This is a genomic window from Selenomonas sputigena, assembly GCF_026015965.1.
GTDB lineage: Bacteria > Bacillota > Negativicutes > Selenomonadales > Selenomonadaceae > Selenomonas.
In genome coordinates, this window is record NZ_CP110383.1 from 113,085 (window position 1) to 135,458 (window position 22,374).

General features: G+C 59.6%; 23 protein-coding genes and 1 riboswitch. Of the genes, 21 read left to right on the forward strand and 2 right to left on the reverse strand.

All coding sequences use genetic code 11. The features are described from left to right. Nucleotides 1–143: 143 nt before the first annotated feature. The 14 genes from lpxB to OL236_RS00625 all read left to right on the forward strand — a co-directional run bounded on the left by lpxB (nt 144) and on the right by OL236_RS00625 (nt 14,397). Nucleotides 144–1,295, forward strand: coding sequence for a lipid-A-disaccharide synthase (gene lpxB / locus OL236_RS00560; RefSeq protein WP_265070950.1), 1,152 nt, complete (start codon nt 144–146; stop codon nt 1,293–1,295). After that, nucleotides 1,292–3,061 (forward strand): ABC transporter ATP-binding protein, encoded by a 1,770-nt coding sequence (locus tag OL236_RS00565; RefSeq protein ID WP_265070951.1) that lies wholly within the window; start codon nt 1,292–1,294, stop codon nt 3,059–3,061. Before lpxB ends, OL236_RS00565 begins: the two co-directional genes overlap by 4 nt. A gap of 12 nt (nt 3,062–3,073) precedes the next feature. Beyond that, the gene (gene lpxK / locus OL236_RS00570; RefSeq protein ID WP_265070952.1) at nt 3,074–5,581 is read left to right on the forward strand and encodes a tetraacyldisaccharide 4'-kinase; all 2,508 of its coding nucleotides are present in this window, start codon (nt 3,074–3,076) and stop codon (nt 5,579–5,581) included. Next, nucleotides 5,578–6,312, forward strand: a complete 735-nt coding sequence (gene kdsB / locus OL236_RS00575) for a 3-deoxy-manno-octulosonate cytidylyltransferase (protein WP_265070953.1) — start codon at nt 5,578–5,580, stop codon at nt 6,310–6,312. The genes lpxK and kdsB overlap by 4 nt, the downstream gene beginning before the upstream one ends. A 157-nt stretch (nt 6,313–6,469) precedes the next feature. Next, nucleotides 6,470–7,303, forward strand: coding sequence for a 3-deoxy-8-phosphooctulonate synthase (gene kdsA / locus OL236_RS00580; protein WP_413777380.1), 834 nt, complete (start codon nt 6,470–6,472; stop codon nt 7,301–7,303). Next, nucleotides 7,304–7,864: a KdsC family phosphatase gene (locus OL236_RS00585; protein ID WP_265070954.1), complete on the forward strand. Its 561-nt coding sequence runs from the start codon at nt 7,304–7,306 to the stop codon at nt 7,862–7,864. It abuts the gene before it with no gap. Between the two features lie 88 nt (nt 7,865–7,952). Next, nucleotides 7,953–8,870 carry a lysophospholipid acyltransferase family protein gene (locus OL236_RS00590; RefSeq protein WP_198003331.1) on the forward strand — a complete coding sequence of 306 codons (918 nt, stop codon included), beginning with the start codon at nt 7,953–7,955 and terminating at the stop codon, nt 8,868–8,870. After that, nucleotides 8,860–9,420, forward strand: a complete 561-nt coding sequence (lptC, locus tag OL236_RS00595; RefSeq protein ID WP_265070955.1) for an LPS export ABC transporter periplasmic protein LptC — start codon at nt 8,860–8,862, stop codon at nt 9,418–9,420. Before OL236_RS00590 ends, lptC begins: the two co-directional genes overlap by 11 nt. Continuing rightward, entirely contained in the window at nt 9,417–10,193 is a 777-nt protein-coding gene (locus tag OL236_RS00600; protein WP_265070956.1) for an LptA/OstA family protein, read from the forward strand. The genes lptC and OL236_RS00600 overlap by 4 nt, the downstream gene beginning before the upstream one ends. A gap of 34 nt (nt 10,194–10,227) precedes the next feature. Then, complete coding sequence (gene lptB, locus OL236_RS00605; RefSeq protein ID WP_265070957.1) at nt 10,228–10,947, forward strand: LPS export ABC transporter ATP-binding protein; 720 nt, start codon at nt 10,228–10,230, stop codon at nt 10,945–10,947. Between the two features lie 10 nt (nt 10,948–10,957). After that, nucleotides 10,958–12,049, forward strand: coding sequence for an LptF/LptG family permease (locus OL236_RS00610; RefSeq protein WP_265070958.1), 1,092 nt, complete (start codon nt 10,958–10,960; stop codon nt 12,047–12,049). A 66-nt stretch (nt 12,050–12,115) separates the two neighbouring features. Further along, nucleotides 12,116–13,351 (forward strand): DUF3084 domain-containing protein, encoded by a 1,236-nt coding sequence (locus OL236_RS00615; RefSeq protein WP_265070959.1) that lies wholly within the window; start codon nt 12,116–12,118, stop codon nt 13,349–13,351. Continuing rightward, nucleotides 13,348–13,770, forward strand: a complete 423-nt coding sequence (locus OL236_RS00620; RefSeq protein ID WP_009646304.1) for a resolvase — start codon at nt 13,348–13,350, stop codon at nt 13,768–13,770. Before OL236_RS00615 ends, OL236_RS00620 begins: the two co-directional genes overlap by 4 nt. 90 nt (nt 13,771–13,860) lie before the next feature. Beyond that, nucleotides 13,861–14,397 (forward strand): YbjN domain-containing protein, encoded by a 537-nt coding sequence (locus tag OL236_RS00625; RefSeq protein ID WP_265070960.1) that lies wholly within the window; start codon nt 13,861–13,863, stop codon nt 14,395–14,397. 127 nt (nt 14,398–14,524) lie between these two features. Here OL236_RS00625 and OL236_RS00630 read toward each other — a convergent pair whose 3' ends face one another. After that, nucleotides 14,525–14,725 carry a DUF1858 domain-containing protein gene (locus OL236_RS00630; protein ID WP_009646335.1) on the reverse strand — a complete coding sequence of 67 codons (201 nt, stop codon included), beginning with the start codon at nt 14,723–14,725 and terminating at the stop codon, nt 14,525–14,527. 281 nt (nt 14,726–15,006) lie between these two features. Then, nucleotides 15,007–15,972, reverse strand: coding sequence for a hypothetical protein (locus tag OL236_RS00635; RefSeq protein WP_265070961.1), 966 nt, complete (start codon nt 15,970–15,972; stop codon nt 15,007–15,009). Nucleotides 15,973–16,103: 131 nt separating this feature from the next. Then, nucleotides 16,104–16,208: riboswitch (TPP riboswitch) on the forward strand. A gap of 50 nt (nt 16,209–16,258) precedes the next feature. On the opposite strand from OL236_RS00635, the gene thiS reads away from it, so the two are divergent. From thiS to mraZ, 7 genes are all read left to right on the forward strand, one after another. After that, a complete protein-coding gene (thiS, locus tag OL236_RS00640) occupies nt 16,259–16,453 on the forward strand; it encodes a sulfur carrier protein ThiS (protein WP_265070962.1) in 195 nt (64 codons plus the stop codon). 93 nt (nt 16,454–16,546) lie between these two features. After that, the gene (locus tag OL236_RS00645; protein ID WP_265070963.1) at nt 16,547–17,344 is read left to right on the forward strand and encodes a thiazole synthase; all 798 of its coding nucleotides are present in this window, start codon (nt 16,547–16,549) and stop codon (nt 17,342–17,344) included. Continuing rightward, on the forward strand, nt 17,341–18,597 hold the full coding sequence (gene thiH, locus OL236_RS00650) for a 2-iminoacetate synthase ThiH (RefSeq protein WP_265070964.1): 1,257 nt from the start codon (nt 17,341–17,343) through the stop codon (nt 18,595–18,597). Before OL236_RS00645 ends, thiH begins: the two co-directional genes overlap by 4 nt. Further along, a complete protein-coding gene (locus OL236_RS00655; protein WP_265070965.1) occupies nt 18,590–19,249 on the forward strand; it encodes a thiamine phosphate synthase in 660 nt (219 codons plus the stop codon). The genes thiH and OL236_RS00655 overlap by 8 nt, the downstream gene beginning before the upstream one ends. 100 nt (nt 19,250–19,349) lie before the next feature. Then, on the forward strand, nt 19,350–20,873 hold the full coding sequence (locus OL236_RS00660) for a flotillin family protein (protein WP_265070966.1): 1,524 nt from the start codon (nt 19,350–19,352) through the stop codon (nt 20,871–20,873). Between the two features lie 11 nt (nt 20,874–20,884). Further along, complete coding sequence (locus tag OL236_RS00665; protein WP_265070967.1) at nt 20,885–21,691, forward strand: polysaccharide deacetylase family protein; 807 nt, start codon at nt 20,885–20,887, stop codon at nt 21,689–21,691. A gap of 244 nt (nt 21,692–21,935) precedes the next feature. Then, nucleotides 21,936–22,367: a division/cell wall cluster transcriptional repressor MraZ gene (gene mraZ, locus OL236_RS00670; protein WP_009645462.1), complete on the forward strand. Its 432-nt coding sequence runs from the start codon at nt 21,936–21,938 to the stop codon at nt 22,365–22,367. Nucleotides 22,368–22,374: the final 7 nt, after the last annotated feature.

A 22,374-nucleotide genomic window follows, 5' to 3' on the forward strand; every position in this document is an offset into this window, starting at 1 on the left:
GCGCGGTGGATGCAAGATCTGCATCCTCGCGCTTTTTCGGCTTAAAGAAGCGCTGGCGAAATTGAGTCCCTGGATTTGCGCAGATGGCAGATGCGTGAAGACTGGGCGGTGTTTGTCCGTGCTTTTCGAAGAGGAGGGGCAAGATGAAGATCATGATGTCGGCGGGCGAGGCGTCAGGCGATTTGCACGGCGCACGCCTCGCGAAAGAAATGCTGGAGATGGAGCCGGACGTGGAGCTTTTCGGCTTCGGCGGAGCCAAGATGGCGGAGGCGGGCGTGCGCCTCGTGCGCGACTGTCGCGACTACAGCATCATGGGCGTGTGGGAGGTTGTCCTGGGACTCGGTCGCCTATTGCAGTTGGAAAAGACGCTCGTCGAGTCCATGCGCGAGGAAAAGCCCGATCTCCTTCTCATCATCGACTATCCCGACTTCAACTGGCGGCTTGCGGCGAAGGCGAAGGCACTCGGCGTCCCCGTCTTTTCCTACATCCCGCCGTCGGCTTGGGCATGGCGCAAGGGGCGTGCGAAGAAGTGCGCGGCGATCGCCAAGGAGATCGTCACGATCTTCCATCACGAGATCGGCCCCTACGTCACGGCGGGCGCGAACGTCTCCTTCCTCGGCAACCCGCTCGTCGACACCGTACGCGCTGATATGGAACCGGAGGCGGCGCGCGCCTTTTTCGGACTCAAGGACGGCGAGCGTGCCGTGCTGCTCCTGCCCGGCAGCCGACGGCAGGAGATCTCGTTTCTTCTGCCCGACATGCTCAAGGCGGTGCAAATCTTGAAGGAGAAGCGCCCCGAGACGCGCTTTTTCCTGCCCGTCGCGCCGGGACTCGAGCGCCAAGAGCTCGAACGCCATATCGAAAAGTCGGGCGCTCCCGTCGAACTGACGGAGGAGCACGTCTACGACCTCATGGGCGTCGCCGACTTCGCCATAGCGACATCGGGAACGGTCGTCATGGAAGCGGCGCTTATGGATCTGCCCGCCGTTGTCTGCTACCGCATGGGCAGGCTCAACTACGCCATCGGCAGGATGCTCGTGAAGATCGACCATTTCAGCCTGCCGAACATCATCCTCGGAGAGGAGGCGGAGCCGGAACTGCTGCAGGACGAGGTGACGCCGGAGCGCATCGCCGAGGAAGCTGCGAAGCTCTATAAGGGCGAGCCGCAGCGCGACTCCGTCATGGCGCGTCTCAAGGTCGCCGTGCTGCAGCTCGGACCTCCGGGCGCTTCCGTGCGCGTCGCGGCGCATGTGCTCGCGGCGGCCGCAGGAAGGGAAAACGAGAGGGAAGCATGAAGAACTACATCCGTTTGATGAACTACATACGGCCCTATGTGAAGCATCTGGCGTTTGCCATCGTCTGCATCGTGCTTGCGGCGGCAGCGAACCTTTATGTGCCGTGGATCATCAAGGACATGATCGACAAGGTGCTCATGGAGCGCGACATGGCGATGCTCAACCTCATCGCGGGTGGCATCATCGTCGTCTTTTTCTTCCGCGGCATATTCTACTATGGGCAGAGCTACCTCGTTTCCTTCGTTGGGCAGCGCGTCGTCATCGACATCCGCGAGGCGCTCTTCGAGAAGTTCCAGCGCATGCCGCTCGCCTATTTCGACCGCCATCAGACGGGGGAGATCATGAGCTTCGTGACGAACGACGTGCAGGCGCTGCAGAACGCGCTCGTCGATAAGCTCATCGAGCTTGTGACAGAAAGCTCCGTGCTTGTTGGTTCCATCGTGCTCATGTTTTATCTCGACTGGAAGCTCACGTTCATCACGCTCATCACCGTGCCGCTCGTCGGACAAGCGATGAATATTTTTGGCAAAAAGCTCAAGCAGTCGGGCATCGTCATACAGGAAAGGCTTGCCGACATCAATTCGCTTCTGCAGGAAAGCATCTCTGCCGTGCGCGTCGTCAAGTCCTTCGTGCGCGAGCGCTACGAGATTGAACGCTTTCATCGGCAGAACGAGTTGAATTTCCAGGCTGAGATGAAGAACGTGCAGCTTACGAGTCTCCTGACCCCGACCGTGGAGTTCCTAGCGGCGATCACGGTCACCTTTATCTTGTGGATCGGTGGCTACGAGGTTGTGCAAGGCGATCTGACGGCAGGCGCTCTCGTTGCGTTTCTGACGTATGCCGTGAATCTCGCGAACCCGGTCAAGCGCATCAGCCGCATCTACGGCACCGTGCAGCGTGCGATGGCGGCGGCCGATCGCGTCTTTGACGTGATTGATATGGAAGAGACGATTCATGACAAGGAAGGTGCCGTTCCGCTGCCCGAAATCGAAGGGCGCGTCGCTGTCAAGGACGTGTCCTTTTCCTACAAGGAGGGCGCTCCCGCGCTCTCTCATGTGTCGCTTGAGGCGAGTCCCGGCCAGCTCGTCGCCTTCGTCGGTCCTTCGGGCGCGGGCAAGTCGACGATCGCGAACCTCATCCCGCGTTTCTACGAGGTGAACGAAGGTGTGATCGAGATCGACGGTCACGACGTGCGCGACGTGACGCTCGACTCCTTGCGCGAGCAGATCGGCATCGTGCCGCAGGAAACGATGCTTTTTTCGAGCAGCGTGCGCGAAAACATCCGCTATGGCAGGCTCGACGCGACGGATGAGGAGATCGAGGAGGCGGCGCGTGCGGCGAACGCCGAGGAATTCATCTTGCAGCTTCCCCAAGGATATGAGACGAAGATTGGCGAACGCGGCTTGAATCTTTCGGGCGGCCAGCGTCAGCGCATCGCGATCGCACGCGCCATCCTGAAGAATCCGCGCATCCTGATCCTCGACGAGGCGACGTCGGCGCTCGATACGGAGAGCGAAAAGATCGTGCAGGCGGCGCTCGACAAGCTCATGGTGGGCAGGACGTCCTTTGCCATCGCGCACCGGCTGTCGACGATCTTCAACGCCGACTGCATCTACGTCATCGACGGAGGATGCATCGTCGAGCAGGGAACGCATGCGGAACTTCTGGCGGCGGGCGGGCTTTACAGCACGCTCTACAATATCCAGTTCCGAGGCGAGGGAGAAGGCGAGAAGAAGGGCGAAGGAGCTTTGCAGCCCGCTACATGAAGGAGAGGAAATATGCGGTTACTCTATAATCTCGCGGCGATCCTCGCCGTCGTCCTCATCATACCCGTGTTCCTCGTTCGCGCGGTGCGTGAGCGCGGCTTCGTCGAGCGCGTGCGCCAGAGCCTCGGCTTCTTTCCTGAGCACGCGCTCGACAAGGTGGCGAAGAAGAACTGTATATGGGTTCATGCGGCGTCCGTTGGCGAGATCGTCGCCGCCAGCCCACTGATCCGCGAGTTCCACAAGGAATTCCCGAAGAGCCCGATCCTCGTATCCGTTGTCACGACGGCGGGGTACGAGATGGCGAATCGCATCATCAAGGATGCGGACAGCATCATCTACTTCCCGCTCGATCTTCCGTGGCGCGCCGGCAGCATCCTGCGCCGCATCCATCCGCGCGTCTTCATGCCCGTCGAGACGGAGCTTTGGCCGAACTTCCTGCGGACGGCGAAGAAGCTCAAGATTCCCGTCATGATGGTCAACGGGCGCATCAGCGACAAGAGCGTCAAGCGCTATAAGCATCTGCACAGCGTCCTTGATGACATGATCGGCACGGTTCGGAAGTTCGCCATGCAGTCGCCCATCGACGCCGAGTACATCATGCGCCTCGGCGCACCACCCGAGCTTGTGACCGTCACGGGGAATACGAAATTCGATCAGACGTACACGGACGTGAGCCTTGCGGAGAAGGAAAAGCTCCTGCGTGAGATGGGGCTTTGCAAGGGCGGCGGCATCTTCCTCGCGGGCAGCACGCATCGGGGCGAGGAGACGCCCGTCCTCGAGGCATTTGCCGCGCTTCGGGAAAAGTTCCCCGAGGCCAAGCTCATCATTGCGCCGAGAGAGCTTCTGCGCACGACGGAAGTCGCTGCGCTCTGCAGGCACAAGGGATTTTCCGTCGCGCGCCGTACAGAACTTCTGAAAGAGCCGAGCGAAGGCCACGACATCGTGATCCTCGATACGATCGGCGAACTCGGCAGGGTCTACAGCATCGGCGACGTCATCTACGTCGGCGGCAGCCTCATCGCGCACGGCGGTCACAACATCCTGGAACCTGCGGCGCACGGCAAGGCGATCGTCGTCGGGCACAACATGTTCAACTTCAAGGATACGCATGTACTCTTTACAAAGAGGAATGCCTGCATCACGGTGCACGATGGAGAGGAGCTTTCTGCAGCTGTCTGCAGACTCTTCGAGGACGAAGGGGAAAGGCGGCGCATGGAGCGCGAGACGCTCGCCATCATCGGCGAGAACAAGGGCGCATCCCGAAAGACGGCTGTGCTCCTGCATGACTTCCTGGAGGACTTCGAACAGGGCGAGAGCGCGGGCAAGGTGCGCACGACGGAGCGCGTCGAGAACTTCCGCACCTACGTCACCGACCTCATGCGCCGCCGTCATGCCGATGGCTTTTGTCTGCGCGTCGTCATGGGGACGCTCTACAGTTTTTCCCTCATCTACCGCCAACTCGTGAACTTGAAACTCTGGGGCTACAAGGCGAGACTTTTCAAGCGCAAGCATCTCTCCTGCTACGTCATCAGCCTCGGCAACATCACGGTCGGCGGCACGGGCAAGACGCCGACCGCACAGTACCTGGCGGCGGCGATCCGCGACATGGGATATCGCGTCGTCATCTTGAATCGCGGCTACCGTGCGAAGTGGCGCGGCGACGTCGGCATTGTCTCCGACGGGCAGAAGCTCTACATGGACGCGACCGAGGCGGGCGACGAAGCCTTCATGCTCGCCAAGCATCTGCCTGAAGTGCCCGTGCTCATCGGCGCCGAACGATCGCTTACGGGGCAGTACGCGATCGAGCACTTCGGCGCGGAGGTCGCGATCTTGGACGATGGATACCAGCACTGGCAGCTCGCGCGCGACATGGACATCCTGCTCGTCGACGCGGTCAATGTCTTTGGCAACGGCTACATGCTGCCGCGCGGCACGCTCCGAGAGCCTGTTTCGCACATCGAGCGCGCCGACGTGTGCCTTTTGACGAAGGTCGATCAGGCGGTCGGCGTCTCGCGCGAGCACATCAAGAACACGATACGCAAGTACAACGAAAAGGCGCTGATCATGGAGAGCATCCATCAGCCGCGCCGCTTCGTCAACCTCAAGGACTGGCATCGCGACATCGCAGGCGAGGGCGTCGACATCAAGACGCTCGAAGGCAAACGCGTCATGGCGGTCTCCGCCATCGGCAATCCGATGTCGTTCGAGCAGACGCTCTTCGATATTGGCGCGAAGATTGTCGAGAGCCTGCGCTTCCCCGACCATCATGAGTACACGACGAAGGAACTGCAGGACGTCCTCGATCAGGCGATCTCCCTCGGGGCGGAAGCCATCGTCATCACGGAGAAGGATGCCGTGAAGATCCCGCTGACGATCATCGAGGCGAAGGTGCCGATCCCTGTATTCGTCATCTGCGTCGAGGTCACGTTCCAGGAGGGGGCAGAGGAGTTTCAGGATATGCTCGCCGCACATCTGCAGGAAAGGATCGCTGCCTTGCGAAAGGGAGGAGAAGAAACATGAGGACACTTTGCGTGATTCCGGCGCGCTATGCGTCGACGCGCTTGCCAGGCAAGCCACTCGCCGACGTCTGCGGCAAACCCATGATCTGCCGCGTCCTGGAGCGTGCGAACCGCGCGCAAAAGCCCGAGAAGGTGATCGTGGCGACGGACGACCAGCGCATCTACGATGTCGTGCGAGCGGAAGGCGGCGAGGCGCTCCTGACGCGTGCCGACCATCCGACGGGCACGGATCGGCTCGCTGAGGTGGCAGAGGCGTACCCTGAGGTCGACCTCATCGTCAACGTGCAGGGAGACGAGCCTCTGATCGAGCCGGCCGTGATCGACGATCTCATCGCGCCTTTCGAGATGGATGAGAACCTGCCGATGGCGACTGTCATGACGCGCATGGAAGACGCGGCGGAACAGCTCAATCCGAACAACGTCAAGGTCGTTGTGGACAAGCTTGGCTACGCACTCTACTTCTCGCGCTCGCTCGTGCCCTATCCGCGTGCAGCGGCTGGCCCCGTGTACAAGCATATCGGCATCTACGCCTATCGACGCGACTTTTTGCTGCGCTACGCGCGCCTTGAACCGACGCCCTTGGAGAGGGCGGAGTCGCTGGAGCAGCTTCGGGCGCTGGAAAACGGCTATGGCATCCGCGTGCTGGAAACGGACTGCCGCTTCGTCGGCGTTGATACGCCGGAAGACCTTGCGCTCGTGAACAAGATCTATCGTGAGCAGGGGCTGGCGTAAGAGATAAATGTGTTTCGGGCAAACGCGGTGCGGTGCAAAGAATCTATCAGCGAATCTTTAAGCATTTTTAAAGAAACCCTGATAAAATGAAGTCGCTCGGATGTGTGAGGCTGGGCGACTGAATTTATCCGTGACTCCCTAAGAGAAAGGCGGTACTATGATGATGAACAAGGTGAAGGTCAGAGATTTCACGATCGGCGGGGGAAGCCCGCTCGTGCTCATGGCGGGGCCGTGCGTCCTTGAGGAGATGGAGCGCTGCCTTTTGATCGGACGCACGATCAAGGAAATCACATCGAGGCTCGGCATCCCCTACATCTTCAAGGCCTCGTTCGACAAGGCGAACCGCTCGTCTTTCAACAGCTTCCGCGGCCCGGGGCTCAAGAAGGGACTCGAAATGCTGCAGGCGATCAAGGAAGAGCTCGATGTGCCCGTCGTGACCGACGTCCACAAGGAGTCGCAGATCGCGCCTGCGGCGAAGGTTGTCGACGTGCTGCAGATCCCTGCGTTTCTGTGCCGCCAGACAGACCTCATCTACGCGGCGGCAAAGTCCGGCTGCGTCGTCAACGTCAAGAAGGGGCAGTTCCTCGCGCCGCGCGACATGGGAAACGTCGTCGACAAGCTGCACGAAGGCGGCTGCTCTGACATCCTTCTGACGGAGCGCGGCGCCTCGTTCGGCTACAATAACCTCGTCGTCGACATGCGCAGTTTTCCCATCATGCGCACGTTTGGTGCTCCCGTCATCTTCGATGCGACACACAGCGTGCAGCTGCCGGGCGGCGCGGGCACGTCGTCGGGCGGCAACCGCGAATTCGTTGAGCCTCTGGCACGCGCCGCCGTCGCCGCTGGCGTCGACGGACTTTTCATGGAAGTGCACGACAATCCTGAGGAGGCGCTCTGCGATGGCCCGAATAGCCTCTACCTCGACAAGCTCGAAGAGCTCTTGAAGGAAGTGCTGGCAATCTACGACGTGGTGAAAGGGAAGCTGGTCTAAATGATTCTTTCTGCAGATGCGATGGAGCGTGCGCGTCGCGTGCGCTTCCTCATCTTCGATGTCGACGGTGTCCTGACGGATGGCGGCATTTATACGGGTGAGATGGGCGAACTGATGAAGCCGTTCCATGTGCGCGACGGTCTCGGCATATGCCAGTGGCAGAACGAAGGTTTCGGTACGGCGATTATCACAGGGCGCGACTCTGCCATTGTATCCCGACGTGCCGCCGAGTTGAAGATCGGGGATGTCTACCTCGGGCACGCCGACAAGCGTAGCGCCTATGCTGAGATCAAGGAGCGCCATGGTCTTCAAGATGATGAGGTCGCTTATGTCGGCGATGACCTCATCGACCTCGCTGTTATGGCGCAGGTCGGCTTTCCTGCCGCGCCCGCTGATGCGGTGGCCGAGGTGCAGAGACTCGCATGCCTTGTGTCCGGAAAGCCGGGAGGCAAGGGAGCTGTGCGCGAGATCATCGAGTTCCTTCTGAAGGCGCAGAGGCGCTGGGAAAACGTCGTCGCACGCTTCACCGCGTCGGCGAAGGTCGCAAACGTCTCGCAGTGACAGCTTTGACAAGGGCACGCAGCACTCTATGAGGTGGGCGCGCGTGCGCCCGAGATCTCACATATCTGAAGACAGCAGGTGAATGTTCATGCTCTACAACTCGTTAATGGCGCTGAGCCGTGCGCTGCGCTTCCTGCCGCACGGAGCGTTGCTCTTACTCGGCGCGCTGCTCGGCAGGCTCTATTATATGATCATCAAGAAGCAGCGCGAGCGTGCCGTGCGCCAGATGATGCAGGGGCTTTCCATTTCGGAGAAGGAAGCACGGAAAATCGTGCGCGCCTCCTTCGTGAACCTCGCGCAAAACATGCTGGAGATTCTCTACATGCCGAAGCTCAACCGAGAGAACCTGCATGAATACATCGAGATCGAGCACCTGGAGCGCCTTAAAGACGCGCTAGCCGAAGGGCACGGCGTCGTCGTCCTCACGGGTCACATCGGCACGTGGGAGTGGCTGTCCGCCGCTTTCTCACTGTCGGGCCTGCCCGTCACGGCAATCGCTAAGACGCAGCCGAATGCCGAGTATTCGCGCGTCCTCGATGATCTTCGTGCGACGATCGGTGCGGAGATCTTTTCGCGCGGCACGAGCGAACTTTTGGCGGCGGGGCGCGCCTTGAAGAATGGCAAGATCCTCGGCTTCCTCGCTGATCAGGATGCAGGTCCCGGCGGCGCTTTCATCGAGTTTCTCGGCAAGACGGCTGCGACGCCCTTGGGACCTGCCGTCTTTTCGCGCAAGTTTCGCGCGCCCGTCGTTCCCGCGTTCATCCTGCGCCGCCCCGACGGCAAGCATACGGTGCGCGTCTATGAGCGCATGGAGTACGTCGACACGGGCGATACGGAAAAGGATCTCTACGACCTGACCGTGCGCATGACGCGCCTTATGGAGGAGGTCATCCGCGAAAATCCGACGCAGTGGCTGTGGTTTCAGAAACGCTGGAATACGCCGCCTGAGATGAAGAAGGAGAAGCGCCACGGCGCGATGCTGCAAGGAGGGAAAGATGAAGCATAGGAAGACTCTTCTCGCAGTCCTCGCCGCAGCCCTCTTCGCCGCTGCACTCGCATGGGCAGTGCTCTCCGTTCCCGAGGTTCCGGCCTTGAACGATCCTGCGCGCACGTTGCGTTATGAGGGAAATACGCTGAGCTTGGAGAAGGACGGGCGTACCGTCTGGCAGCTGACGGCGGAATCGATCGAGGCGGATGCTGATGGCAAGGCGGCAGAGGCGAGAAACATCGAAGGCGTTTTTCATGAGGAAGGCGGGCGCGAACTGAAGTTCACTGCGCCTCGTGCTCATTATGATCTGACGTCTAAGGATCTTACCGTCGACGGCGGCGTGAGGATCGAGACATCGGACGGCATACACCTGACGAGCCGAGAGGTCATCTGGTCGTCAGAAAAGGAGACGCTCGCCGCCGTCGGCGACGTCCTGCTCACGCAGGATAAAGAGAAGCTTCGCGTGAGCGCGGAGCGCATCGAAAGCTCAGACGGCTTCGCGAAGTTCACGGCGAGTGGCAAGGAAGGCAAGAAGGCGCGGATTGAAAAGGGGAGTGGAGCGAATTGAGGAAGAGAAAAGGGAAGGCTGCACTCGTAGCTGCCGCCTTGGCTGCAGCTCTGAACATGGGGACGCTGCAGGCGGCGGATGAGCCATCGTCCTTGGAGGGAGAGAGCGTCAGCTACGACATGGCGACGGGCGAGATCACGGCGGAGGGCGGCATTACATTGAAGCGAGGCACGGCGACCATCACAGGGGCGAGAGCCAGCTACAACACGAAGACACAGCAGGGCGAGATCACGGGCGGCGTCATCGCTGTGCGCGATGCGATGCGTCTGACGGCACAGACCGTGACGCTCGAATCTGCCGACGCCATCCATGCGACGGGCGGTGCAGAGATCACGAAGGATGATCTTTGTCTGACTGCTGCAAGCCTCTCTGTATTTGATAAGGATCGCTACGTCGCGGAAGGTGACGTTCGTGCCGTGAAGGCGGATAAGACGTTTACAGGCGCGCGCGCCGAATTTACGCAGTCGGCGAACTACATGCTCGTTCCGGCGGGCGGCACGATGACGACGGCGGACGGCACCTTCACGGCAGATCGCATGGAAGGCTGGCTGACAGAAGAGCATTACCGCGGCACGGGCAACGTGCATGTCGTCAGTCCGCCGAGAAGCTTCGAGGGCGGCGGCGATACGGTCGACTACTTTGCCAAAGCTGAGGACGGCAAGGGCAAGTGCGTGCTCGATGGCAACGCCTGGGCATATCAGGGAAATAACATGCTCAAGAGCAAGCATCTGACGGTTTATCTTGCCAACACGGGCAATCTTGCGGTAGAATGAGAAGGATTCAATATAAGAAGAGAGGTGGAGGGTATTGCATCTGGAAGCGAAAGATCTGGTCAAGACGTTCAAGCGGCGCAGTGTCGTCGATCATGTGTCCCTGCGCGTCGACAAGGGCGAGATCGTCGGGCTTCTAGGGCCCAACGGCGCGGGCAAGACGACGACGTTCTACATGATTACGGGGCTTGAGCGGCCGACCTCGGGCGATGTCTTCGTTTCCGATGTGCGCATCACGAGCATGCCCATGTATGCGCGTGCGCGTCTCGGCATCAGCTACCTCGCGCAGGAAGCCTCGATCTTCCGCAAGATGACCGTCGAGGAAAATCTCCTCTCGATCCTGGAGATGACGAAGCTCTCCGCGCAGGAACGCAGGGAGAAGATGGAGAATCTGCTCGCGGAGTTCCGCATCGGCCATGTACGTAACCGTCTCGGCACGGAGCTTTCGGGCGGTGAGCGCCGCCGCGTTGAGATCGCGCGCTGCCTCGCCATCGAGCCGCAGTTCATCCTGCTCGACGAGCCGTTTGCAGGCGTCGATCCCATCGCCGTCGCCGACATACAGGAGATCATCGCGTATCTGCGCAAGCGAGGTATCGGCATCCTCATCACCGATCACAACGTGCGCGAGACGCTGCACATCGTCGATCGCGCCTATATCCTGAACGACGGCAAGATCCTCCTCGAAGGGGACAGTGCGACCATCGCTGCGAGCGATCTCGCACGCAAGTTCTACCTTGGCGACAACTTCACGTTATAGGAGCGTCCTTATGCAGATACGACTTTTGGACAAATACATCTTTCGTGAGGTCTGCCTCGCCTTCTTCTTCGGTATATGCGGCACGTCTGCCGTATTCGTTGGCTCAGGCACACTCTTTCGCATCGCACAGTACATTACGGAATACGGCGCATCGTTTGGCTCTGTCGTAAAGATGTTCATCTTTAGCCTGCCCGCTATCGCCATCTATACATTTCCCATGTCGATGCTCTTGGCGGCACTCTTGACGTTCGGCAGGCTGTCGAGTTCGAGCGAGATCACGGCGATGAAGTCGTGCGGCGTGAGCTTCTACCGCATCGCTGCGCCCGTCATTGTGCTCGGCGTCGTCGTCAGCATCTTTTCCATCCTCTTCACGGAGCATGTCGTACCGCGAGCGAACAACGCCTATGAGAATGTCATCGCCTACGAGATTCAGGGAAACGCCGCACCCAAGTCGCAGGATCACATCGTTATCAAGGAGATCAAGGACGGCGAGATGCAGCGCCTCATGTATGCGCGTCGCTACGATGCTGCAACGGAAACGCTCGAAGGCGTGACGCTGCAGTCGTTCGAGCAGGGTGAGACGAAGTACGTGCAGGATGCCGCTTATGCGAAGTGGGAGGGCACGCAGTGGACGATGTATAGGGGAGCGATCTACGAGGTTTCCGGCGGCAAGTCGGAGCATACGATGCGCTTCGACAAGCAGGTGCTGCCCATCAACGCTGGTCCCGGGCGCATCGTGCGTGAGCAGAAGAAGCCGGAGGAGCTGACGATGAAGGAGCTGCGTCAGCAGATCGAACTCATGCGCACGCAGTTCGTCGATACGAAGAAATTGGAGACGGAGCTTTATCAGCGCATCACGATTCCGATGGCGAGCCTCGTCTTCGCCATCATCGGCGTGCCGCTCGGCATCCAGCCGACGCGCAGCAGCTCCTCGCGCGGCATCGGCTTGAGCCTCTTGATCTTCTTTTGCTACTATGTTCTCATGACGCTCGCGGGGGCGCTCGGGCAGTCGGGCGCGCTGAACCCCGCCTATGCCGTCTGGCTGCCGAATGTCGCGGGTCTTCTCATCGGAGCGTACCTGATGCGCGAGGCGGCGCACTGACAAGAAAGAGGCGGATTTTCCCGCCATAAAGGGGAAAACTCTCGGGAGAGAAAGGAGCATGTCTTGATGTACGGGATCGTCTTGATACTCGTGCTGATCATCACGGGCGGCGCCATCGCCGTCATCGGCGACCGCGTGGGCACGAAGGTCGGCAAGAAGCGTCTGTCACTCTTCGGCCTCAGGCCGCGTCATACGTCGACTATCGTCACCATCGTCACGGGCTTCGTCATCACGACGCTGACGTTCATCATCCTTGCCGCCGCTTCAGAAAACGTGCGCACGGCGCTCTTCGGCATGGAGCAGCTCAACCGCTCGATGCGGGAAACGGAGGAAAAGCTCAAGGATGCGTCGGCCGAACTTACGGCGGCGCGCGCCGAGCAGGCGGCGGCGGACAAGGCGCTTGCCGATCTCAAGGGCAGTGTACGCTCACTAGAAGAGGAAGCCGAAAAGCTTTCTGCGGGCAACCGTGCGCTCGCAGCGAAGAACGATGAGCTCGCAAAGGAAAACACTGCGCTCGATGGGGTGAACCGTACACTGGCGGCAGAAAACGATGCGCTCGGTGCGGCGAACGAAACGCTTGGCACGGAGAATGCGGCGCTTGCGACGAGCAACGCGCAGCTTGCCGGCGATAAGAAGGCGCTGGAAACGCGCACGCAGGAGCTGCGCCGCGGGCTTGAGATCATCCGCGAGGGCGACATCGTCTATCGCGCGGGCGAGGTCATCGCGGCGGGCGTCATCAAGGGCGGACGGCCCGAGGACGATGTGCGCGCCGATGTCGCTGCACTCGCACAGCTCGCGAGCCGCAACGTCTCAGCACACCTCGGCAAAGATCTGCCCGACGGCGAGATCTGGGTCTACTCGCCCGAGGTCGATGACGCCGTCGCACGCATAGCTAAAGGCCCGGGCGATATGGTCGTGCGCATCGTCGCAGCGGGCAATCTCGTGCGCGGCGAAGCCGTGCGCGCCGCCCTCGACTTGCATCCGAACAGCATCGTCTATCGGCAGGGAGAATTCATCCTCGCGCAATCGTACCGTCTGACGGGTACGGGCGGTGCGCAGGCATCACAGGAAGTCGTCATGGACTTCTTGAAGCGCGTGAATGCCGCTGCTTCGGCACACGGCATTCTGCCCGATCCGATCCGCGGCACGGTCGGCGTCATCGATGGTGAGCAGATGTATGGCATCATGCAGACACTCGAACCGCTTTACGGCATGATCCTCCTCTCCGCCTATGCGCGAGATGACACCGATGCACTCGGTCCTCTGCGGCTCAACATCAAGGTTGAGCGAGCAGCCGAATGATGGAGAACGGGACGCTCGCCGCCGTCGATCCCGGTCGCGAGAAGTGCGGGATTGCGGTTCTCGATGTACACGGCGTGGTGCTTTTCCAAAAAGTGATCGAGACGCTTAATCTTGCGCGTGAAATCAACGATAAACATTCTAGGTATGCGTTTACTGTTCTTGTGCTTGGAAACGGCACGACGAGCAAGGAAGCGAAGGAACGCATAGAAGAGGCCGTGCCTGGTTTGCGCGTGGTGCTTGTCGACGAGTACCGTACGACGGACATGGCGAAGCGGGCGTACTGGCAGGCACGTCCGCCGCGTGGCTGGCGGAGGCTTCTGCCCGCCTCGATGCTCGTGCCGCCCGAGCCTGTCGATGATTTTGTTGCCATCATCCTTGCACGGCGCTTTCTTGAAAAAGCGCCGTTAAGCGATGTTTGAGAGCAGGAAACCTGGTTTCCGCAAATGTTAAAGATGTGTTGACGAACCTTTGGGCAGCACAATCCTTCCACAATGAAAAGGAGAGTTCACATGGCAGAAAAAGAAGAAAACCTCGAGGTAGAAACGAAAGGCGCGAAGAAGACGGCGAAGGCAGCAAAGGCAGCAGAGGCAGTAGAGACTGCGGAAGCTGTCAAATCCGAAAAAGCCGCGAAGTTTGACGCGATGCTCAAGGAGCTTGACATTCAGGCGTTCCAGAAGCAGGAAGTCGGCGATGAGTACGGTACGGTGCTCTACCGCTCCTCGATGGAAATCAAGGGGCAGTTCCTGCCCGTCATCGTCATCCTTGACGCCTCCATCTATGGGATTGTGCGCGTCATCGTCGGCAGCAAGGTCGTCAACGAGAAGAACGAGAGCGACCTCGCAGCATACATCAACGAGATGAACAGCCGCTACAAGGTGTTCAAGTACTACACGGTGGAAGACGGCAGCCTCGTCCTCGATGCCTGCCTGCCCGCCTCCGACGAGGGATTCGAGCCGGACATCGTGCGCACGATTCTCGACGTCATCCTGCAGCACCTCGATGAGACCTTCGGCGATACGATGAAGACCATCTGGGCGGACAACTGAGAAACGAATCAAGAGGGGCTGCTCCGAAAAGCGAGATTTCGCTTCTTGGAGCAGCCCTCTTTGCTTGGGAAACGCATGAAAAAACTGCCGCAAGCCTTCTGGCTTGCGGCAGTTTTTTTCGTGCAAATCAGCCCGCGGTGACAGCTTCGTTCAGACCCTTCATCAAGGCGTCGATGTCGATGCCGTGCGCGAGTGCACCCTGCTCGATGTTCTCGAAGTGCGAGGCGGCGCAGCCGATGCAACCCATGCCGGCACTCATGAATACGGGAACGGTGGCGGGATATTTCTGGACAACCTCTCCGATGCCCATATCTTTCGTTATGGTCATACAAAAACCTCCTTTGTTACAGGGAAACTCCCAAGAAGCCGACAGAAGTCAGCCGGTTGATTGGTTCCATGTAAGGGCGAGTATACGGCAGAGCCGCATACGAAAAACACCTTACTACTGGCTAGATTATATCATGTTTCCTAGCCGATAGCTAGAGGATATTTCGATTCTTGAGAATAGTTGCTGTCATGTTGCGTGGAACGCGGCGCATCTATCGGATGCAAAAAGGAGCTGTCATACATGCTTGCGACAGCTCCTTTTCGTATTTTGCATTTCGTACGCTATGCCTGCCAGTAGTGGGCGTGCGACTGACGATAGGCAGCGGAATCCTTGCTCTTGATCTGTGCGTCCAACTGGCGCAGCTGCTGCTGAAGCGCCGCCTTCTCATCGGGTGAGGCTGCTTCGGCGAGCTGCGCCTGCATCTGCTGCTTCTTGGCCTTGAGCTTCTGAATCTCGTCGTCCACGTTCTTGTCGGAGGACATCGTCACCTCTTGGCCGTCCTCTGCGGCTTTCGCCGCAGGAGCCGCGCTCGCATTCGCATCTGCGTCCTCGGCAGGGGCAGGGGCGTCGGATGCCGGCGCGTTGGCTGCCTGGACTCCGTACGCCTGCGCGGCTCGCATCTGGTTGATGCCGAGCTGCAGTGAAGCGAGTTCCTTCTGCCTGTTTTGCATGGCCTCCGGATTCGTCAGCCGAAGCGCTTCTATGGGATGGTTTGTCGCATAGTCAAGCTCGCGCTCCATGCGCTGTGCTGCCGACTGCGCCTTTGCTGCGAACGCGCCGCTCTCTTTCGACTGCTGCAGCGATGCTCCTGCAGAAAGCAGATCGGCGAGGCGTGCATCTTCTCGGCTCTTCTTGTCGACCTTTTTGTCCTGGACGCTCGCCGTGCCGAAGCGGTCACGAGCGCTGCCGGACGCATCGCTTTCGTCCTCGCTCTTCTTGTCCGCCCGCATCGCTTCCGCCATTTGCTTCTGCAAATCGGCAAGCTGCTGCATCATCGTTTTCAGCAGGGCGTCCTTCGCCTCCGGGCGCATCTCGTCGTTGCCCTTGACTTCTTCGATGCGTGCCTGCAAGCGTGAAATGTTTTCCTCCAAGGGATTAGCTTTTTTCGAGCTGGCAGGATTTGCAGCAGGAGCGCCGTTGGACGACTGCACGAGATTTTCCGTTTTGTTCTGCATGGCTGCAGCAGTCATGCCGCCTGCAGCACGGCGATGCGGGACGGGCGACATCAAAAATCTGGATATCTGCATGATGACCCTCCTCATTAAAAAAAGATTAGACTTCTTCCCTTGATTTATTCGTTTATTTGGGAGGAAAACTTAAGTGGCTGCTGCCTTAGGGCGAATTTTCCTTGCATTTTTCCACAACTGCGCTATAATGAATATTGCAAAAGGGGAGTCCACGAATGGGCTGAGAGGGAGCTTTTCGCTCCGACCCGAAACCTGATTTGGATCATGCCAACGTAGGGAATAGAGGGCGATTTTGACCGCATACACCACTTTGGCGTGTGCGGTTTTCTTTTTGGGAGGGATGAAGATGGTGAAGGTCAATGGCGAGGATACTGCGGCGGACGGCAGGATGCTCTTGGACTATCTGCGAGAAGCCGGCTATGTGCCCGCACGCATCGCCGTCGAGAGAAACGGCGAGATCGTGCCGCGGGCGACGTATGAATCGGTGCGGCTTGCGGCAGGCGATGTCGTGGAGATCGTGAGCTTCGTCGGCGGCGGCTGAGGCGATGCGGCGCGGGCGCACAGCATTTCTGCGTGGGTGCGCTGTTGATGGAGGGAAGGCTTCTCCCAAAGGGAGGGCGAAGGGGGAAATCGTATGGAAAAGAAGCAAGGGGAAGACATGTTGAAGCTTGGCGGCAAAATGTTCCGCTCGCGCTTCATCCTCGGCTCGGGCAAGTATTCGCTCGAACTCATCCGCGCCGCCGTGGAAAATGCGGGCGCGGAGATGGTGACGCTCGCCGTGCGGCGCACGAATACGCGCGAAGGGCAGAGTATCCTCGATTACATTCCTGAGCATGTGACGCTCCTGCCGAACACGTCGGGCGCACGCACGGCAGAGGAGGCGGTGCGCATCGCACGCATGGCGCGCGAGCTTGGCTGCGGCGACTTCGTCAAGGTGGAAATCATGCGCGACGCGAAGTATCTTCTGCCGGACAACGAGGAGACGGTTCGCGCGACGAAATTGCTTGCCGCTGAGGGCTTTACCGTCCTGCCGTACATGTTTCCCGACCTCTATGCGGCGCGTGCCCTTGAGGCGGCGGGAGCGGCGGCAGTCATGCCGCTCGCCGCTCCCATCGGCTCGAATCAAGGGCTGCAGGCGAAAGCGTTCATCAAGATTCTCGTCGAGGAGATCGACGTGCCGATCATCGTCGATGCGGGCATCGGCAGGCCGTCGGAAGCGTGCGAGGCGATGGAACTCGGCGCTGCCGCCGTCATGGCGAATACGGCGATCGCGACGGCGGGCGACGTGGCGCGGATGGCGGGGGCGTTCAAGTCGGCGATCGAGGCAGGGCGCGCGGCGTATCTTGCGGGACTTGGGAGAGTCCTAGAGCGCGGCGCGGCCGCTTCCGATCCGCTGACGGGATTTCTGCACGAGGAAGAGGCGACGAGATGAGAGAAGATGCAAGCTACTTCATAGATTCGGCGCGCTTGAGCGGCACGGCGCTTGAAAGGAAGCATCGGCTGGAAAACGATCCGGCGAGCCGCACGGACGTCATGGCGTATGCGAGCGATATGGAGCGGATTGATTCCGATGTGCGCGAAAAGGTGCTTTCTGCGGCAGCGGAGTACGATCCTGCCGCTTACAGTGCCGCCGACGTCGAGCGTACTCTCGCGCACGAGCGGTGCAGCATCGAGGACTTCGCGGCGCTCCTTTCTCCTGCCGCCGCGCCCTTTTTGGAACGCATGGCGAGGCGTGCCCAGCGGGAGACGGGGCGTCACTTCGGCAACACGGTCTACGTCTTCACGCCGCTTTACATTGCGAATTACTGCGACAATTACTGTATTTACTGCGGCTTCAATCGCTACAACGACATCGTGCGCCGAAGGCTCACGGAAGCGGAGATCGCGCGGGAGATGGAGGTCATCGCGGCGTCGGGCATCGAGGAGATCTTGCTGTTGACGGGCGAAAGCCCCGCGATGAGCGACATCGCCTACATCGGCGAGGCGTGCCGTCTGGCGCGGCGGCATTTCCGCAATGTCGGACTCGAAATCTATCCCGTGAATACGGTGGACTATTGCTATCTGCACGAGTGCGGTGCGGACTATGTGACGGTGTTTCAGGAGACGTATGACGCCGTGCGCTACGAGGAGCTTCACCTCGCGGGCCGAAAGCGCGTCTTTCCCTATCGTTTCGAGGCGCAGGAACGCGCCATCCTCGGCGGCATGAGGGGCGTCGGCTTCTCAGCTCTTCTGGGACTCGCCGACTTTCGGCGCGACGCCTTGGCGACGGCGCTGCACGTCTACTTCCTGCAGCGCAAATATCCGCATGTCGAATACTCGCTCTCCTGTCCAAGGCTTCGCCCCATCGTCAACAATGCGGGAATCAACCCGCGCGACGTACACGAAAGGGAGCTTTGCCAAGTGCTATGCGCCTATCGCATCTTTCTGCCCTATGTCGGCATCACGGTTTCCTCGCGCGAATCGGCGAGCTTTCGCGACGGTATCGTGAAGATCGCGGCGACGAAGGTGTCGGCGGGCGTCTCGACGGGCATCGGCGACCACGAGGAGAAGTACGAGGGAAAGGAAGCGCGGGCGGCGGGTGACGAGCAGTTTGAAATCGCCGACGCTCGCTCGCTCGCTGAGATGTACGCAGGACTCTCGCGCGGCGGTCTGCAGCCCGTGCTGAACGATTACGTCTATGTATAGGGGAAGAATCATCGCATGCATCACGAATCGCCGTCTGGTCGAGGGCGATTTCCTCGCGCAGATCGAGTGCGTCGCCGCGATGGAGCTGGTGGACTGGATCATCGTGCGCGAAAAGGACTTGAACGTGGAGGAGTATCGGATGCTTTTCGCAAAGGTCGCACGCATCGCGCATAAGGGCGGCAAGAAGTGTCTCGCGCACGGTCGGATTGCGCTCGGCGTGATGTCAGAACTCGGCGCGGACGGCATCCATCTGCCGCTCGATGCCTTGCGCGAATGGCGAGCGGCGAGCGGGCGGCGGTCAGCGCCGCAAGCGGGCGCTGTGCAGCTCGTTGGCGCATCGGCGCACTCCGCCTCCGAGCTTGCCGAAGCCGCCGCCCTTGGCGCAGACTACGCGACGCTCAGTCCCATCTTCGCCACGGCGTGCAAGCCGGGTGTTGCCCCTCTCGGCACGGCCGCCCTCGCCGCCGCCTGCAAGGCGTCGCCGCTCCCCGTATTCGCGCTCGGCGGCATCGGCATGGACAAGCTCGACGCTTGCATCGAAGCCGGCGTGGCGGGCTGCTGCATGATGTCGGAGCTGATGCGGTGCATTTATTCGATCCGCGCTGTACCTTTAGGGCTTGAGTTCTTGAAGGTTCATGGTACAATAAAATAGAAGGGCGGGAAAGGACGATGTCCTTTCCCGCCATATCCTTTTGTGCTGCTTTCAAGGAGGTGAAAGCGGCGCCTTGCCTGTGCGATGCGTCGCGAAGTGTATGGGAATCTTATTTATCGGAGGAATTGTTGGCGCCGTTGTGCTGGTCGTCGTGCTCTTGGCGATTTTAGCAGGCGGCTATGTGAAGGCTTCGCCGTCGACGGCACTCATTATTTCCGGCATCAAGAAGCGCCCGCGTATCCTCATCGGGCGGGGCGGAGCGCGCATCCCTTTCTTTGAGCGCATGGACAAGCTTTTCCTCGGGCAGATTTCTGTGGACATCAAGACGGAGACACCCGTGCCGACGAACGATTACATCAATGTGAATGTCGATGCTGTCGCCAAGGTCATGGTCGGGCGCGACGAGGAGAGCGTGCAGCTTGCAGCGCGGAACTTCCTGAACTTCACGGGAGAACAGATCGCGAAGGATCTGCAGGATTCCCTTGAGGGCAACATGCGCGAGATCATCGGTACGTTAACGCTGGAAGCCATCAATACGGATCGTGACAGCTTCTCTGATCAAGTGGTCAACAAGGCGGCGCAGGATATGAAGAAGCTCGGCATCGAGATCATTTCCTGCAACATACAGAATGTCACGGACAACAATGGTCTCATCGTCGACCTCGGTGCGGACAACACGGCGCGAATCAAGAAACGCGCGGCCATCTCGCGCGCCGAGGCGGAGCGCGATGTCGCTGTGGCCAAGGCGCAGGCGCAGAAGGAAGCGAACGATGCGCAGGTCGAGGCGGATCTTGAGATTGCCCAGAGGCAGACCGATCTTGCCATCCGGCAGGCGGAGCTTAAGCGGGCGTCCGATATCAAGCGTGCGGAGGCGGATGCAGCCTACGAAATTCAGGCGCAGGAGCAGCAGAAATCCGTTCAGGCCGCTACGGTCAACGCGCAGATCGCGAAGGCGGAGCGTGAGCAGGAGCTGAAGAAGCAGCAGGTGTCCGTGCGTGAGCAGGAGCTTGCGGCGCAGATTCAGAAGCAGGCGGACGCAGAAAAGTATGCCGTCGAGCAGAAGGCGGCTGCCGATCTTGCCAAGCGTCAGCGTGAAGCGGAAGCCGCGCTCTATGAAACGCAGCGCAAGGCGGAGGCGAAGAAGGCTGAGGCGGAGGCCTCGCGCTATGCGGCAGAGCAGGAAGCGGCAGGAATCAAGGCGCAGGGCGAGGCTGAAGCTGCCGCAATTCAGGCGAAAGGCGAGGCGGAAGCCGCTGCGATGGATCGCAAGGCAGAAGCGCTGAAGAAATACGGCAAGGCGGCTATGGCGCAGATGATCGTTGAGATTCTGCCGCAGATCGCTTCGGAAGTGGCAAAGCCGCTTGAGCGCATCGGCAATGTATCCATCATCGGCGGCAGCAGTGCCTCTGCGGTCGAGCCGATGGCAGACAACGTGCCGCTCGTCATGGCGAAGACATTTCAGACAGTCAAGGCGGCGACGGGCATCGACCTCGCGGACATCGTGCGCGGCGAGAGCTACGAGGCGAAGGTCACGAAGAATGTTAACGTCACAGGGGCGGATGCTGATGCTATAAAGGCGGCTGCCGTCAAGGCTGCAACGATAGCCAATGCGATTCGCGACTGAGGAGGAAAGAGATGACAAAATTTCTGCGGCGGTTTCTGCCGCTCTTCGTGCTGTTCTTTGCGCTGCTTATGGCGGCAGGTACGGGAGATCTTGATGCACGCATTTCGCAGGAGGTCGAGCAGGGGGCGAAGGTGCGCATTCTGAACTACCACATGGTCAACGACATGAATCATTCACTCGCCGTCGCACCGAAGGACTTTGATCGCCAGATGGCGTGGCTCAAGAAGAACGGCTTCCAGTCGATCACGCCTGAAGAGCTTTACGGCGCATTGACGGGAGCAGGCGATTTGCCTGAAAAGCCCGTGATGATTACATTTGACGACGGCTATGTCGACAACTATGAGAAGGCGTACCCGATTCTCAAGAAGTACGGCTTCAAGGCGACGATTCTCGTCGTCACGGAGATGGTGGGAAAGAAGAAGGGCTATCTGACGTGGGAGCAGCTGCGCGAGATGGAACAGAACGGCTTTTCCATCGAGGGGCACACGATGACACACCGCGCCTTGACGAGCCTCACGGATGATGAAGTCAAGGAGGAGCTTTCCGCTTCGAAGCGCATGATCGAGGAGAAGCTTGGCAAGACGGTCACATGTTTCGCCTACCCGGGGGGCGCGTACAACCTGCACATCGCGAATCTCGTGAAGGAAGCGGGCTACAAGATGGCGTTCACCGTGCGCTACGGCAACGCGGATCGCGCGAGCAATCTCTATGCGATCGACCGCGTGCCGATCTTCCATACGGAAAATACGGAAGGATCGTTTCAGAAGCGTCTACGCTACTTGCCGATTTTCGAGAATTTCGGCTGGCAGAAGCGGTAGGGAAAAGCGCGGCTTCTTCTTGCCTAAAAAAGAAAATATGTTTGTGGGAAAGCAGTCCCTTGTCTTTGGTAAAGGGGGTGCTTTCTCTTTATTTTTGCGGCAAATGGGCGCATGATGAAAAAAATGAAAGAGAGAGGCAGGAAAAAGAGGGGAAAGAAAGAATTAAAACTAGACAATGAAGTGGCGAAAAGTGGGGAAATGTGGTTTAATATAGAGAGCACTGGTGAAGGAGGTGGCAAGCGAGATGTTGATGGGCGAATACACGCATACGATCGACGCGAAGGGGCGCGTGATCCTGCCTGTGGATTTTCGCCCGGAGCTCGGCAGCTCGTTTGTCATCACGAAGGGGCTTGACAACTGCCTCTTTCTCTACGGCGAGGAGGAATGGGAGCGGCTGTCGGCAAAGCTCAAGGCGCTGCCGATGTCGAAGCCCGAGGCTCGCGCCTTTGCCCGCTTCTTCTTTGCGGGCGCACGCAAGCTGGAATTGGACAGGCAAGGACGCTTCCTCGTGCCTGCGAACCTGCGCGCCTATGCGAGTCTCAAGAAGGACGTCGTCCTGAACGGCGTCATGACGCGCGCCGAAATCTGGAGCCGCACGGCTTGGGATGCTTATAACGCCGAGGTGAATCCGATGGTCACGAAGATCGCGGAGACGCTGACGGATCTCGGGATTTGAGGTGAGT

Bases quoted from the DNA above. Each gene is read 5' to 3' on its own strand.
- lpxB (WP_265070950.1), top strand. From the start codon at position 144: ATGAAGATCATGATGTCGGCGGGCGAGGCGTCAGGCGATTTGCACGGC.
- OL236_RS00565 (WP_265070951.1), top strand. From the start codon at position 1,292: ATGAAGAACTACATCCGTTTGATGAACTACATACGGCCCTATGTGAAG.
- lpxK (WP_265070952.1), top strand. From the start codon at position 3,074: ATGCGGTTACTCTATAATCTCGCGGCGATCCTCGCCGTCGTCCTCATC.
- kdsB (WP_265070953.1), top strand. From the start codon at position 5,578: ATGAGGACACTTTGCGTGATTCCGGCGCGCTATGCGTCGACGCGCTTG.
- kdsA (WP_413777380.1), top strand. From the start codon at position 6,470: ATGATGATGAACAAGGTGAAGGTCAGAGATTTCACGATCGGCGGGGGA.
- OL236_RS00585 (WP_265070954.1), top strand. From the start codon at position 7,304: ATGATTCTTTCTGCAGATGCGATGGAGCGTGCGCGTCGCGTGCGCTTC.
- OL236_RS00590 (WP_198003331.1), top strand. From the start codon at position 7,953: ATGCTCTACAACTCGTTAATGGCGCTGAGCCGTGCGCTGCGCTTCCTG.
- lptC (WP_265070955.1), top strand. From the start codon at position 8,860: ATGAAGCATAGGAAGACTCTTCTCGCAGTCCTCGCCGCAGCCCTCTTC.
- OL236_RS00610 (WP_265070958.1), top strand. From the start codon at position 10,958: ATGCAGATACGACTTTTGGACAAATACATCTTTCGTGAGGTCTGCCTC.
- OL236_RS00615 (WP_265070959.1), top strand. From the start codon at position 12,116: ATGTACGGGATCGTCTTGATACTCGTGCTGATCATCACGGGCGGCGCC.
- OL236_RS00620 (WP_009646304.1), top strand. From the start codon at position 13,348: ATGATGGAGAACGGGACGCTCGCCGCCGTCGATCCCGGTCGCGAGAAG.
- OL236_RS00625 (WP_265070960.1), top strand. From the start codon at position 13,861: ATGGCAGAAAAAGAAGAAAACCTCGAGGTAGAAACGAAAGGCGCGAAG.
- OL236_RS00630 (WP_009646335.1), bottom strand. From the start codon at position 14,725: ATGACCATAACGAAAGATATGGGCATCGGAGAGGTTGTCCAGAAATAT.
- OL236_RS00635 (WP_265070961.1), bottom strand. From the start codon at position 15,972: ATGCAGATATCCAGATTTTTGATGTCGCCCGTCCCGCATCGCCGTGCT.
- thiS (WP_265070962.1), top strand. From the start codon at position 16,259: ATGGTGAAGGTCAATGGCGAGGATACTGCGGCGGACGGCAGGATGCTC.
- OL236_RS00645 (WP_265070963.1), top strand. From the start codon at position 16,547: ATGGAAAAGAAGCAAGGGGAAGACATGTTGAAGCTTGGCGGCAAAATG.
- thiH (WP_265070964.1), top strand. From the start codon at position 17,341: ATGAGAGAAGATGCAAGCTACTTCATAGATTCGGCGCGCTTGAGCGGC.
- OL236_RS00655 (WP_265070965.1), top strand. From the start codon at position 18,590: ATGTATAGGGGAAGAATCATCGCATGCATCACGAATCGCCGTCTGGTC.
- OL236_RS00660 (WP_265070966.1), top strand. From the start codon at position 19,350: ATGGGAATCTTATTTATCGGAGGAATTGTTGGCGCCGTTGTGCTGGTC.
- OL236_RS00665 (WP_265070967.1), top strand. From the start codon at position 20,885: ATGACAAAATTTCTGCGGCGGTTTCTGCCGCTCTTCGTGCTGTTCTTT.
- mraZ (WP_009645462.1), top strand. From the start codon at position 21,936: ATGTTGATGGGCGAATACACGCATACGATCGACGCGAAGGGGCGCGTG.